Below are 13,185 nucleotides of genomic sequence, written 5' to 3'. Positions count from 1 at the left end.
TGGGTGAGCAGCAATTCTGACTGAGGTTATATCAGGAGCAAATTATCCAAGGAGTGATACTTGTTGAAAAAAATCCTAATTGTCCCCTGTCTGTTAGGTATTCTTTTCCTTGTCGCATGTTCTGAAAATGAGCAGCAAAATTCTTCCAATGAGCAGGAGAATACACAAGAAGAACAGTTATCTTTGCCTATTGACGCCCTGGAAGTGATTGCTGGAAATCTTGATGTTCCCTGGTCGATTGAAAAACTTGATGACACCTTCTATTTGACAGAAAGACCTGGTTCAATCGTACAAATTGAAAATGGGGAAGTGGAGCGGCAAACGGTAGAGCTTGAACAAGAGGTGTCCACCGCCTCGGAGGCAGGTTTGCTTGGATTTGTGCTTGCCCCCGACTTTTCCGAGTCGAACTTATCGTATGCCTATTATACGTACGAAGTTAGTGACGGCCAATATAATCGCATTGTAACGCTTCGATTGGAAGATAATGTGTGGAGAGAAGAGAGTCTGCTTCTTGATCAAATTCCCAGTGGTGCTTACCACCATGGAGGAAGATTGAAAATAGGACCGGACGGCTATCTTTATGCAACAGCAGGCGACGCTTCTGAAAGTGAAATAGCACAGGATACCGATTCATTGGGCGGTAAAATTTTGAGAATGAATCTGGACGGATCGATACCAAGTGACAATCCATTTCCGGATTCCTACGTCTATAGCTATGGGCATCGAAATCCTCAAGGGCTTACCTGGACGTCTGATGGAACGCTGTATGCCAGTGAACACGGCAATGATGCAAATGATGAAATAAATAGAATCGAAGCCGGTCAAAATTACGGATGGCCGATTATCGAAGGCAATGAAGAACAGGAAGGGATGGTCACACCGCAATTCACTTCCGGAGATGACTCAACCTGGGCACCATCCGGAATGGACAATTATAATGGGAATTTGTATGTAGCCGCCTTAAGAGGATCTGCCGTTTTGGAATTTGACCTGGAGACAGGTGAATACCGTGAAGTGATAACCGGTCTTGGAAGAATTCGGGATGTGCTGGTTGAAGATGACTATCTCTATTTCATTAGTAATAACGGCGATGGGCGAGGTGCGCCGGAAGAAGGTGATGACAGGTTATATAGAATAGCCCTTTCAGAATTGGATTAAAAGGTAAGGTTATCTTAACTGAGTGAAACTGATGGCGTAAAATCTATGAAAATAAGAAAATTGAATAATCACTTCTTTTGAACGTGCGGTTATAATAATCAAACGTTTGATTAAATTAATTTCAATGCAAGTTCAGGCTGGATCCAATAACGGTTCAGTCTTTTTGTTGTTGTACCTATACCCCTTGATGTCAGAAATATGATAAAATAGTCATAGTTATATAGAATCAGTAATACATTTGAGCTAATTTGGGAGGGATGGGGTTTGAACATATACGGAGGGAGAGCTGGATTAAACTCTGTTCGTTTTATTGGAGAAAAGTATCAGGCATTAGCTCGGTTCAAGAATGGGGAAATCACGACAGAAACAAGACGGAAAAAGGGGACTAGGAAAATATTTACTACTCTTTCGAAAATACCTTTTGTACGGGCATTTTCCCTGTTATTTGAATTCATCATCGACTATTGGAAGATATATTTAGTGGTGTTTACAGGCTTGCTTCTGATGGAGTCTTCATTAATCGGAAGTTCAAATGCGAGTTTTTTACATGCCATACAAATTAATGCCTTGGTGATGTTACTCAGTTTCTTTGTTATAGCTGGACTTTTCATGAAAATAACTCCCATTGCAAAGTATCATGCAGCGGAACACATGGCTGCCAGTGCGTATGACGAAGACCCGGATTTAACATTAGAAAAAGTAAAGAAGCAACCGAGAACACATAAGAATTGCGGTACAAATTTAGTGATACCCGTTTCCGCCTGTTTCTGTATATTATTTTTTGCATTTGGTGATGCTCTTTGGGTCTTTCTGGTTTCCTGGAGTATTGGATATGAGATATGGAGGGGTGAACCAAAAATAATTTGGGGTGCAGTATTGGCAATTGGAAAAGTTGCGCAATATTATTTGTTCACCTCGAAACCGGAAGAAAAGCATTTAATGGTGGCGATAGAGGCGCTGAGGGGGTTGGAAGAGAAGGAAAATGAAAATTAGCATTCTAACAGGGTGAAAATATAAATCTTTATTGGAGGTTTTTTAGTAATTCATTTTCCCTATACCGTAGCTGTAGTTCTCATTCACTCAAGCTTATATATTTCACGTGCCAGTGCTTCCAGAATATAAAGAACAGGTACTTGGGTCGTAATATTAGCGTTTTCAAACCACTCCTCCGTTACATAATACGGGATGTTTATGTCAGATATTTTTGCAATAGTTGAGTGTTTATTGTTGGTAATACTAATAATTTTACTTCCTTCTTGTTTGATTTGATTAAGGTGAGTTACGGTAAAGTCAGTTTCTCCCGAGACGGATAAGGCAATGGTTGCGCTGTTATAACGTAATTTGGAATGAATCGGAAATAGAGGATCTTTAATATACATCGAAAATTTACCCAAGCTCGAGAAATATCTTGCCCCATATTCAGCCAGAATACCTGAGCTGCCTATCCCGATAAAAATGACACTATTTGCTGTGTTAACTAAACTTGCTGCTTCCCTAATATTTTCTTCTATATCTCCTTTTAACGTCCGCTCAAAAAATTCCATTACGGAGTGTTGCGATTCTTTTAAAACCGTTTTCTTATTTTCTTCTAAATGCATCTTAAGCTTTACTTTAAACTCGGAAAAACCTTCACAATTTATTTTTCTGCAAAAGCGTAAAATGGTAGCTGTGGATACATGGGTTTCATTTGCAAGTTCACGGATGCGCATATAAGCGACTTTTTCACTATTTTTACTGATATAGTTGTATAAAGAAGTTTCTAACTCATTAAATGAAGCGATCATCTCATGTGTAAACATGATGCAGGATTCTCCTTCCTATATTTCCATTTTAACATAATAATTTAATGAGATACACTATGTTACATCTATGTAACAAATTACTTCTTACGTTATTAGAAACCAGATCCCTTCCACTTATTTACCTTCTTATCAACTACAGATACAATTTAACTATAAGCTCTTTTACTTGCTGAAAGAGGTTAAATTACCTGGAGGTGTTAAAAAATGACAAAGGGTATTAAAATTGCAACGATAGGTGGGGGATCCAGTTATACCCCTGAATTAGTAGAAGGCTTTATCAAACGATATGATGAATTACCAGTTAGGGAGTTATGGTTAGTTGATATTGAAGCAGGAAAAGAAAAGCTGGAGATAGTTGGAAACTTCGCCAAACGAATGATTGAAAAAGCTGGCCTGCCGATTGAAGTTCATTTGACATTGGATCGCCGTGAAGCATTAAAGGATGCCGACTTTGTTACGACGCAATTCCGTGTTGGTGGTTTGGATGCTCGTGCGAAAGATGAAAGGATCCCAGTAAAATATGGGGTCCTTGGTCAAGAAACAAATGGACCTGGAGGACTATTTAAAGGCTTGCGTACGATCCCGGTTATTTTGGAAATCACAAAGGAAATGGAAAAACTCTGTCCGAATGCTTGGCTGATTAATTTCACGAATCCAGCCGGAATGGTAACTGAAGCTGTCTTGCGCTACTCCAATATAGACAAAGTTGTAGGGTTATGTAATGTTCCAATTGGGATGGAAATGGGAGTTGCTAAACTGCTGGATGTTGAACACTCTCGCATCCGTATCGATTTTGCAGGGCTAAATCATATGGTATACGGTCTGGATGTATACCTTGATGGAGTTAGTGTAAAGGACGAGGTCATGCAAAAATTATCCGATCCGGAAAACTCAAGTTTTGTTAAAAATATCGAAGGAATGGGTTGGGAGCCTGAATTTATTCAATCCCTGAATGCCTTGACTTGCCCTTACCACATGTATTATTACAAATCAAAAGAAATGCTGGATAAAACGATGGAAAGCGCAAAGAACGAGGGGACTCGTGCAGAAGTCGTCCAGCAGCTGGAAGATGATTTGTTTGAGCTGTATAAGGATCCAAATCTTAACATCAAACCGCCTCAATTAGAAGAGCGTGGCGGGGCATATTATTCCGATGCAGCAGTTCGCTTGATTACCTCTATTTACAATGATAAACGCGACATTCAACCAGTTAATACGAGAAATCGAGGTGCAATTGCGAGCATTCCGGATGAGTCAGCGGTGGAAGTAAGCTGTGTTATTACAAAAAATGGCCCTGTTCCAATGGCAGTCGGGGATCTTCCTGTTGCTGCGCGAGGACTTGTTCAGCAGATTAAATCATTTGAACGAATTGCAGCAGAAGTAGCCGTAACGGGAGACTATAATAAGGCAGTTCTAGCGTTAACGATTAATCCACTGACTCCATCTGATGTCATAGCAAAACAAATTGTAGATGAAATGCTCGAAGCACATAAAGAACATTTGCCGCAATTTTCCCAGAATGAGAGGGTTAATGCTTAAAATTGGGGACCCCGGCCCTTCCCCCGGGTGGTGTGCAAGTGACTTGCCACCGAGCTAAATGGAAGAACCAATCTCATGTATAGTAATGTTTAGAATTTAAATACCTGAAAGTTGCGTCAAATAATTCACATCTGAATAAAGTGTGGGTTATTTGACGCTCTTTTATGTAAAAATATTGACTTAGAGCCAACTTTAGGTTGTATGCTAATGATATTCAAAGTTTAATCAAGTTATAGATAAATCACAAGGAGGCATTCATCTTGTACAAATTAATCGCAATTGATATCGATGGCACACTTCTCAATAACCAACAGCAAATCACCAAAGAAGTGAATGAAGCGATCCAAGCTGTGAAAGAAAAAGATGTGAAAGTTGTCCTTTGTACGGGAAGGCCAATTTTCGGCATCAATCCCCATATTGAGGAATTGCAATTAAATAATGAAGCAGATTATGCCATAACTTTTAATGGGGCTTTTGTTCAAAATACACATAATGAGGAAATTGTTTTACAAAATAACTTAACATACCAGGACTTAAACGATTTATATCAACTAAGCAAAAAAGTTGATTCACCCATGCATTATTTTGATTTAAAAAGTTTGTATAACCCAAATAAGACGATTAACCTGTACACTATCTATGAAGCATCTGCCAATCAAATTCCGATTCATTATCGGCCGATACATGAAACGCCGGAGGACATTGTCATTCCCAAAGTCATGTTTGTTGATGAGCCGAACCGATTGGATCAAATCATTGAAACCATTCCGAAGTCATTCAAGGAAAAATATATGATGATCAAAAGTACGCCATTCTATTTGGAAATCCTCCATCCCAGCGTAAGCAAAGGCGTCGCAGTAAAGCAGCTTGCCGAAAAACTCTCCATAAAACGGGAAGAGGTCATGTGCATAGGGGATGGTGACAATGATTTAAGCATGATTGAGTATGCCGGCTGCGGTGTGGCAATGGACAACGCGACTTCTGCTATCAAAGAAGCAGCTGACTTTCAAACATCGTCCAAAGATGAAAATGGTGTTGCCCATGCGATACAAGAACTGATACTGAGTAAAGTCGAGCAATAAGGAGATCCCCGAGACGCAACAGCAAAGGGAGTGAAGAAAATGAAAAAAGTAAAAATTGCCGGAAGAGAAGTTTTTCCCATAGGTCTTGGCACGTTGAAAATGGGAGACAAGCCAGATACATTTGATCAGGAAGTAAAAGCAATCAGAGCAGGACTTGATAATGGTGTTCAACTGATTGATACAGCTGAAATGTATGGCAGTGGAAATGCTGAAACCTTAGTAGGTCACGCCATTGAACCTTATGAGCGGGAAAATCTATTCCTTGTTTCAAAAGTTCTACCGAATAATGCTTCGAAAAAACAGATTCCTATCAGTCTAGATAATTCTTTAAAACGGTTGAACACAGATTATCTGGATCTTTATTTGCTTCATTGGAAAGGCAGCGTTCCAATCGAAGAAACGATAGAAGCGATGGAACAAGCTAAAATGCAGGGGGAAATCAAATCCTGGGGAGTTTCTAATTTTGATGTAAATGATATGACACGATTATTAAAACTTCCCAATGGCCAGCACTGTGCCACAAATCAAGTCCGCTATAACTTAGGATATCGTGGAATTGATTTCGATTTAGTTCCTCTAATGAAAGAAAATAGCATGCCATTAATGGCCTACGCTCCGGTAGATAGAGGAGCTTCTGATTTAACGAAACAACAGGTGTTACTGGATATTTCCAAAAAGCATAACGCCGATGTTTTTCAAATTTTATTGGCATGGTCTATTCGAAACGGGCAGACCATTGCCATCCCGCAATCCAGTAATCCGGATCACGTAATAAATAATGTAAAAGCTGCAAACATTAAGCTTACAGAAGAGGATTTGGCTGAAATAGATTCTGTCTATCCGGAACCAACAACCAGTGAACCTTTAGCTTTGTGGTGAAATGAGAATATCGTCATAAATACGCAATGAAAGAAAGACAGGTGATTATAAGCATGAACCTGGAAGAATTCATCGCATATTGCAAAGCAGGAAACCCAATTCGCGGAGAAGATAAGGAACTTCACGGAATGTTAACGCAATGCAGCTTTGAAGCACAAAAAAATAACGATGGAATTAAATTCATCGTATCATTCCAAGGAAGAAATTGTAGAGATATTTAGTGAACTTACAGGTAAGAAAGTTGATTCATCTTTTAAGTGCTTCCCGACATTCTATACGGATTTCGGGAAAAATATCACGATTGGAAAGAACGTATTCTTTAATATGGGCTGCTCTTTTCAGGATAGAGGCGGCATCCATATCGGGGACGGTGCACTGCTGGGCATGAATGTGACGATTGCGACCCTAAATCATGGGATGTCTTTGGAAACGCGAAACACGACGTATGCTGATGGTGTTACGCTCGGAAAAAATACATGGATCGGCTCCAGTGCAACGATTTTGCCTGGTGTAACGGTTGGAGATAATGCTGTTGTTGCCGCTGGTGCTGTGGTTACAAAAGACGTTCCGGAAAACACCGTTGTTGCAGGAGTTCCTGCGAAAGTCGTGAAAGAGGTTGGTTGAACCATTCCAAATAGTAATCCATTTTGATCAAACTTTTGCTCAAAATGGATTTTTATTTTCCCATAAAATACGAGTCCAAGAGATATTTTTGAACAAACTATATTTCAATGCTGCGTTTTAAAAAAGGAGAGTTTTATTATTGACATAAATACCATCAGGGGGTATAGTATAAGTATAAACGAAAAGGAAGTGATTCATTTGAAGGAAGAAAAATTCTTACGTGATCACCCAACGACTCCAAGAACAGAAGCGGAAAAGGAAAAAACGATTAACCGTTTAAAACGTATAGAAGGCCAAGTTCGCGGGATACAGAAAATGGTGGAAGATGATCGATATTGTGTCGATATTTTAGTACAAATCAGCGCCATTCAATCCGCGTTAAAAAATGTAGGATTCGCTGTCACGGAGCGGCACATCAACCATTGTGTCAGTGACGCAATTAAGCAAGGTGAAGGGCAGGAGACGATTGAGGAATTAATGAGTGTATTGAAGCAGTTTTCCAAGTAGAAGGAGGAGACCATCATGAGTGATACAAATCATGCAACACTTGGTGTAACAGGAATGACCTGTGCTGCTTGTTCCAATCGTGTGGAAAAAGTGTTAAATAAAATGGATGGTGTGGAAGCACAGGTCAATTTAACGACAGAAAAGGCAACAGTAGACTACGATTCCGAAAAGACTTCCATTGACGATATTACGAAGAAAATCGAAAATATCGGCTACGGAGTTTTAATGGAAAATACAGAACTGGATGTTTTTGGCATGACCTGTGCCGCATGTTCAACCCGTATCGAAAAGGTATTGAATAAGCAAGCAGGGGTTCAATCGGCAAATGTAAACTTAACGACAGAAACGGCATCTGTCGAATATAATCCAGGACTCGCAGATCTTAAAGGGATCATTGATAAAATCAAAAACATGGGCTATGATGCGAAACCAAAAGCAGAAGCAGCAGAAAAGAAAACCCATAAAGAGAAACAAATTAAAAATATGAAGACGAAGCTAATTATTTCTGCTGTATTATCTGCACCGTTATTAATAACCATGCTGGTTCATTTATTTAATATGTCGATCCCGGCTATATTTATGAATCCGTGGTTCCAATTTGCTTTAGCAACCCCTGTTCAATTTATTATCGGCTGGCAATTCTATGTAGGCGCATATAAGAATCTCCGTAATGGCGGAGCGAACATGGATGTGCTCGTTGCATTAGGTACAAGTGCTGCTTATTTCTATAGTTTATATGAAGCACTTAAGACCATTGGCAATCCGGGGTATATGCCGCATTTATATTTTGAGACAAGTGCTATATTAATTACGTTGATTTTATTTGGCAAGTATTTGGAAGCAAGAGCAAAAGGCCAGACAACGAACGCTTTATCTTCTTTGCTTAATTTACAGGCAAAAGAAGCCCGCGTAATAAGAAATGGCGAAGAAAGCCTAATCCCGGTTCAGGAAGTTGCCGTTGGGGATCGATTAGTGGTCAAACCTGGAGAGAAGATACCCGTAGACGGTATGGTAGTTAAGGGGAGGACATCTATAGACGAATCGATGATTACAGGCGAATCCATCCCAATCGAAAAGGACGTTGAGGCCACGGTCATCGGCTCGACAATAAACAAAAATGGCTCGATTGAAATGGAAGCGACAAAAGTTGGTAAAGATACTGCGCTTGCATCAATTGTAAAAGTTGTCGAGGATGCGCAAGGGTCCAAAGCACCAATCCAGCGGTTAGCTGATGTCATTTCCGGCTATTTCGTACCGATCGTTGTAGGGATTGCCATTCTGACATTTATCGTATGGATTTCCTTTGTCCAGCCAGGTCAATTTGAACCTGCTTTGGTCGCAGCGATTGCTGTTCTTGTCATTGCATGTCCTTGTGCTTTAGGCCTTGCAACACCAACATCCATTATGGTTGGCACAGGAAAGGGTGCAGAGAACGGGATTCTTTTCAAAGGTGGAGAACATCTCGAGCGGACCCATGAATTAAATGCAATCGTGTTGGACAAAACGGGAACCATCACAAAAGGGAAGCCTGAAGTAACCAACTTTACTGGTGATCAGGAAACATTACAGCTACTCGCAAGTGCGGAAAAAGGTTCAGAACATCCGCTTGCAGAAGCCATTGTGGCCTATGCAACAGAAAATGATATTGCTTTAGGTGAAGTAGATGAATTTAATGCAGTACCGGGCCATGGTATCGAAGCGGTCATTTCCGGCAGTGAAATTCTTGTAGGAAATCGAAAACTCATGCAAGATCACCAAGTTGATGTTGGTGGTGCAGAACAAGAATTGATCGATTACGAAGAACAAGGCAAAACAGCGATGTTGATTGCTGTTGATAGAGCGTACCGCGGAATTGTTGCCGTGGCAGATACGATTAAAGAAACAGCACCACAGGCAATCAGCGAGTTAAAAGAGCAAGGCCTGGAAGTGATCATGTTAACAGGCGATAACGAACGAACCGCACAGGCAATTGCGAAACAGGTTGGCATCGACCAGGTAATCGCCCAAGTGCTCCCTGAAGAAAAAGCGGATAAAGTAAAAGAAATCCAGCTGCAGGGCAAAAAAGTTGCCATGGTCGGGGACGGGGTCAATGATGCTCCGGCATTAGCCATCGCCGACATTGGAATAGCCATTGGAACTGGGACAGAAGTGGCCATTGAAGCTGCGGACATTACGATTCTGGGTGGCGAGCTATTGCTGATACCGAAAGCAATTAAAATCAGTCATGCGACGATTAGAAATATCCGTCAAAACCTCTTCTGGGCATTTGGCTACAACACAGCAGGAATCCCGGTTGCAGCCATAGGATTACTTGCGCCATGGGTAGCCGGTGCAGCAATGGCATTGAGTTCAGTCAGTGTTGTTACGAACTCCCTTCGTTTGAAGCGAGTTAAGATATAATTTTACTCCAACTTGAAAGGGGGTGAAAAGGTCATGGAGCAAACGTTAAACGTGCAAGGCATGTCATGTGGCCATTGCAAAATGTCCGTTGAAGGTGCATTAAATGAATTAGATGGCGTTTCAGCAGCTGAAGTGAATCTGGATGCTGGCAAAGTCGATGTTACTTATGACGAATCAAAAGTAAATGTCGAGGCCATGAAAGAAGCTGTTGAAGAACAAGGCTATGATGTCAGCGCCTAATATAAGATTGAAAAGCTGGTTTTCTATTTGGAAAATCAGCTTTTCAATTTCAAAGAGGTACATGAAGTTGAAAAAATAAGTCTGGAAATAAATTTAAACCATGTGCTATGATGGAACAATCAGTGTGTAGAGATATTGGTCTATTTTTTGACCAAAAATATATGTCTCATGATACGTCTGCCATCTGAAATATTTTTAAAAGGAGATGACGGAGTATGCATGAGGAAACGCGATTACCCCGGAATGGAAAAGAATTTGTATTGTTTTTGGGCATCATTTCAGTGATTTCCGTAAATATTATTGCCCCTCTTATTATGGGATTTGAATTTGGTTTCAGTAAAGAGGTCTATTTCAACACATTGCAAGTGCTTCCGTTTGTATGGATTTGTGTTATTTTATTGGTAACACTTGTTGCAAACCCGATCGTCAGTAAATTAGTACCAAAATTCGTTAAACCTACAGACGGATTTAATGCAAGAATATTATTCAACATACTGTTCAGCGTGACAATTTTGTCTATATTACTGACAGTGATTGGATCCTGGATTGGCATGAGAGAAATTAGTATGGAGCCGATTCAAACATTCTTCTATGCTTGGCCGCGTAACTTTTTCATCGCGTTTTGGGTAGAAGCACTGATTGCTCAGCCGATAGCAAGATTTGCCATGAAAAAACTGCATGCGAGCCAGGCAAGAAAGGCAGTAAAGGCTCAACAGTCCGTATAATTTGGAAGAACAAGGAAGGTACCTTATAAGAATGAAAAGCTGGTTTTCTATTTGGAGAATCAGCTTTTTTTGTTCTCATAAAATCCAGCTGTTTATACATAATAAGCCTACTATGCTTATAAATGGGGGAACACACCATGAATGAAAAGATACATCTGACATCATCCGAGATCGGCGCTCTCTGGACAGGGTACATGAATGATAGCATGTCTAAGGCTATCTTAGGTTTTATGCTCAGACATATTGACGATTCAGATATAAAACCTGTGGTTCAATATGCCTATGATCTTTCAGCAGGTCATCTGGAAACATTAGAATCCATATTTGAAAGCAAGCAATATGCAGTGCCAAACGGATTTACCGAAGAAGACGTCAACATGAACGCGCCATGGCTTTTTACGGATGCATTTTGTTTAACTTACGTGAATCACATGGCAAAAGTGGGAATGTTAGCTTACGGCGGATTTGTCAGTATGAGTTATAAGAAAGCGGTACGCGATTATTTTATACAAGCTTTAAATGAAACCGCTGAGCTTTATGACCAGTCGATAGAGATCGCCCTTGAAAAAGGGCTTAATCAGAGACATCCCTATATTGAAGTTCCTAAAGAAACCGACTACGTGGACAGTAAAAAATATCTAAGCGGCCTAAATCCATTTAGCAACAAACGCCCGCTAAACGCCGTTGAAATTTCTCATTTGTATATGAATGTCATTACAAACGCAATTGGTGCGAAATTGTGCCTGGCCTTTGCGCAAACCTCCCCGAAGAAAGAGGTACAGGATTTTATGCTGCGGGGGACAAATATATCACATAAACATATTAAAATCTTTGTGGATACCATGATGAAAGATCATATTCAAACACCCAATTCTCCTGACGTGGGTATAAGTGATTCAACGACGCAAACATTTTCCGATAAGCTGATGATGTTCCATATGTCGCTGATTATGTCTGCAGGTATTGGAAACTATGCCACTGCTGCAGCTGTCAGTCAACGAAGTGATTTAAATGTGAATTATGAACGATTATCGCTCGAAGCTGCCCGGCTTGCCAAAAGTGGTGCTGATATTATGATTAAGAACAATTGGCTGGAGCAGCCGCCAGGTGCAGTAGACCGGAAGAAGTTAGCTAAGGATAAAGGAAAATAAGCTAGCGTGAGTCGTTAACCAAACGGGCACAGGGCAAGGAATCAGACGCCCAGAAACGTATTATAGGGCCGAATGAATAAAAGTTTTCATGGGTCGACATAGAAGAGGAGGCAGGATAATAGTCGTTATTAATTGAACCGGGATTGTCTTCCTTCTAAAATGTAATAAAAGGGAGTGACTTATGATGAATCAAGCAATTCCGGAAATCACACTGCATGATGGTCTTACGCTGCCAGTTATCGGATTTGGGACAGCCAGTCTGAAAGGGAATTACGGGGCGAATGCGATTACGAGCTCGATTGATAATGGCTATCGCCTCATTGACACTGCGTATAATTATGAAAATGAAGGCGCTGTAGGAGAAGCCGTCAAACGCAGTTCCGTCTCAAGAGAAGAACTGAAAATCACATCCAAACTGCCAGGCCGTTATCAGACACGGGATAAAGCAATTGCCTCAATCCAGGAGTCCTTATACAGGGCAAACCTTGATTATTTTGATTTATATCTGATTCACTGGCCAAACCCGAATCAGGATCACTATGTAGAAGCCTGGCAGACCATGATCGAAGCTAAAAAATGGGGGCTAATTCGTTCAATCGGTGTCTGCAACTTCTTACCGGAACATATCGAACGTTTGGAGAAGGAAACTGGTGAAAAACCAACCATCAACCAAATCGAGCTGCATCCATTTTTCAACCAGGAATCCCAGCGAAAATTTCATGTGGAAAATAATATTGTAACGGAATCCTGGAGTCCATTGGCCCGGTTAAATAACCTCCTGGAAAATGATATGTTAAAGCAAATTGCAGTCAGACACAGTAAATCAATTGGCCAAGTAACGTTGCGCTGGCATTATCAGCTCGGGGCCGTCTCTATTCCGAGGTCATCAAACCACAACCGGCAGCTTGAGAATCTATCTATTTTTGATTTCGCTCTGGATGAATCGGAAATGAACACGATAGCGGAATTAAATCGTCCGGATGGAAGGATTCAAGATCAGGATCCTGCTGTTTACGAAGAGTTTTAATTTCCATATAGAATAGGTGAAAAGCCAATGGTCTTCATGGACCATTGGTTT

The 13,185-nt window shown here is 40.6% G+C and carries 13 protein-coding genes; 12 read left to right on the top strand and 1 reads right to left on the bottom strand.

Going from position 1 to position 13,185, the window contains the following annotated elements:
• Positions 1-63: 63 nt before the first annotated feature.
• Together CEG13_RS16640 and CEG13_RS16635 are read left to right on the top strand one after the other, a co-directional pair.
• Positions 64-1,158 (top strand): PQQ-dependent sugar dehydrogenase, encoded by a 1,095-nt coding sequence (locus CEG13_RS16640; protein WP_192869562.1) that lies wholly within the window; start codon positions 64-66, stop codon positions 1,156-1,158.
• A gap of 264 nt (positions 1,159-1,422) precedes the next feature.
• Positions 1,423-2,151 (top strand): DUF1385 domain-containing protein, encoded by a 729-nt coding sequence (locus CEG13_RS16635; protein ID WP_100013015.1) that lies wholly within the window; start codon positions 1,423-1,425, stop codon positions 2,149-2,151.
• 83 nt (positions 2,152-2,234) lie between these two features.
• Here CEG13_RS16635 and CEG13_RS16630 read toward each other — a convergent pair whose 3' ends face one another.
• Positions 2,235-2,957: a MurR/RpiR family transcriptional regulator gene (locus CEG13_RS16630; protein WP_100013014.1), complete on the bottom strand. Its 723-nt coding sequence runs from the start codon at positions 2,955-2,957 to the stop codon at positions 2,235-2,237.
• Positions 2,958-3,164: 207 nt separating this feature from the next.
• On the opposite strand from CEG13_RS16630, the gene CEG13_RS16625 reads away from it, so the two are divergent.
• From CEG13_RS16625 to CEG13_RS16580, 10 genes are all read left to right on the top strand, one after another.
• Positions 3,165-4,499 carry a 6-phospho-beta-glucosidase gene (locus CEG13_RS16625; RefSeq protein ID WP_100013013.1) on the top strand — a complete coding sequence of 445 codons (1,335 nt, stop codon included), beginning with the start codon at positions 3,165-3,167 and terminating at the stop codon, positions 4,497-4,499.
• A 260-nt stretch (positions 4,500-4,759) separates the two neighbouring features.
• Positions 4,760-5,581 (top strand): sugar-phosphatase, encoded by an 822-nt coding sequence (gene yidA / locus CEG13_RS16620; protein WP_100013012.1) that lies wholly within the window; start codon positions 4,760-4,762, stop codon positions 5,579-5,581.
• Positions 5,582-5,620: 39 nt separating this feature from the next.
• On the top strand, positions 5,621-6,460 hold the full coding sequence (locus tag CEG13_RS16615; protein ID WP_100013011.1) for an aldo/keto reductase: 840 nt from the start codon (positions 5,621-5,623) through the stop codon (positions 6,458-6,460).
• 168 nt (positions 6,461-6,628) lie between these two features.
• Positions 6,629-7,084, top strand: a complete 456-nt coding sequence (locus CEG13_RS16610; RefSeq protein ID WP_239984690.1) for a DapH/DapD/GlmU-related protein — start codon at positions 6,629-6,631, stop codon at positions 7,082-7,084.
• 198 nt (positions 7,085-7,282) lie between these two features.
• Entirely contained in the window at positions 7,283-7,591 is a 309-nt protein-coding gene (locus CEG13_RS16605) for a metal-sensing transcriptional repressor (RefSeq protein ID WP_100013010.1), read from the top strand.
• A 12-nt stretch (positions 7,592-7,603) separates the two neighbouring features.
• Complete coding sequence (locus CEG13_RS16600; RefSeq protein WP_420843808.1) at positions 7,604-9,991, top strand: heavy metal translocating P-type ATPase; 2,388 nt, start codon at positions 7,604-7,606, stop codon at positions 9,989-9,991.
• A gap of 33 nt (positions 9,992-10,024) precedes the next feature.
• Entirely contained in the window at positions 10,025-10,231 is a 207-nt protein-coding gene (copZ, locus tag CEG13_RS16595) for a copper chaperone CopZ (protein WP_100013008.1), read from the top strand.
• Positions 10,232-10,446: 215 nt separating this feature from the next.
• Positions 10,447-10,956 (top strand): hypothetical protein, encoded by a 510-nt coding sequence (locus tag CEG13_RS16590; RefSeq protein WP_100013007.1) that lies wholly within the window; start codon positions 10,447-10,449, stop codon positions 10,954-10,956.
• A gap of 137 nt (positions 10,957-11,093) precedes the next feature.
• Positions 11,094-12,107 (top strand): DUF3231 family protein, encoded by a 1,014-nt coding sequence (locus tag CEG13_RS16585; RefSeq protein ID WP_100013006.1) that lies wholly within the window; start codon positions 11,094-11,096, stop codon positions 12,105-12,107.
• A gap of 184 nt (positions 12,108-12,291) precedes the next feature.
• Positions 12,292-13,134: an aldo/keto reductase gene (locus CEG13_RS16580; protein WP_100013044.1), complete on the top strand. Its 843-nt coding sequence runs from the start codon at positions 12,292-12,294 to the stop codon at positions 13,132-13,134.
• Positions 13,135-13,185: the final 51 nt, after the last annotated feature.

It is taken from the genome of Lentibacillus sediminis, assembly GCF_002763455.1.
GTDB classification, from domain to species: domain Bacteria; phylum Bacillota; class Bacilli; order Bacillales; family Amphibacillaceae; genus Lentibacillus_D; species Lentibacillus_D sediminis_A.
This window is presented reverse-complemented; position numbering and strand designations above follow the sequence as displayed.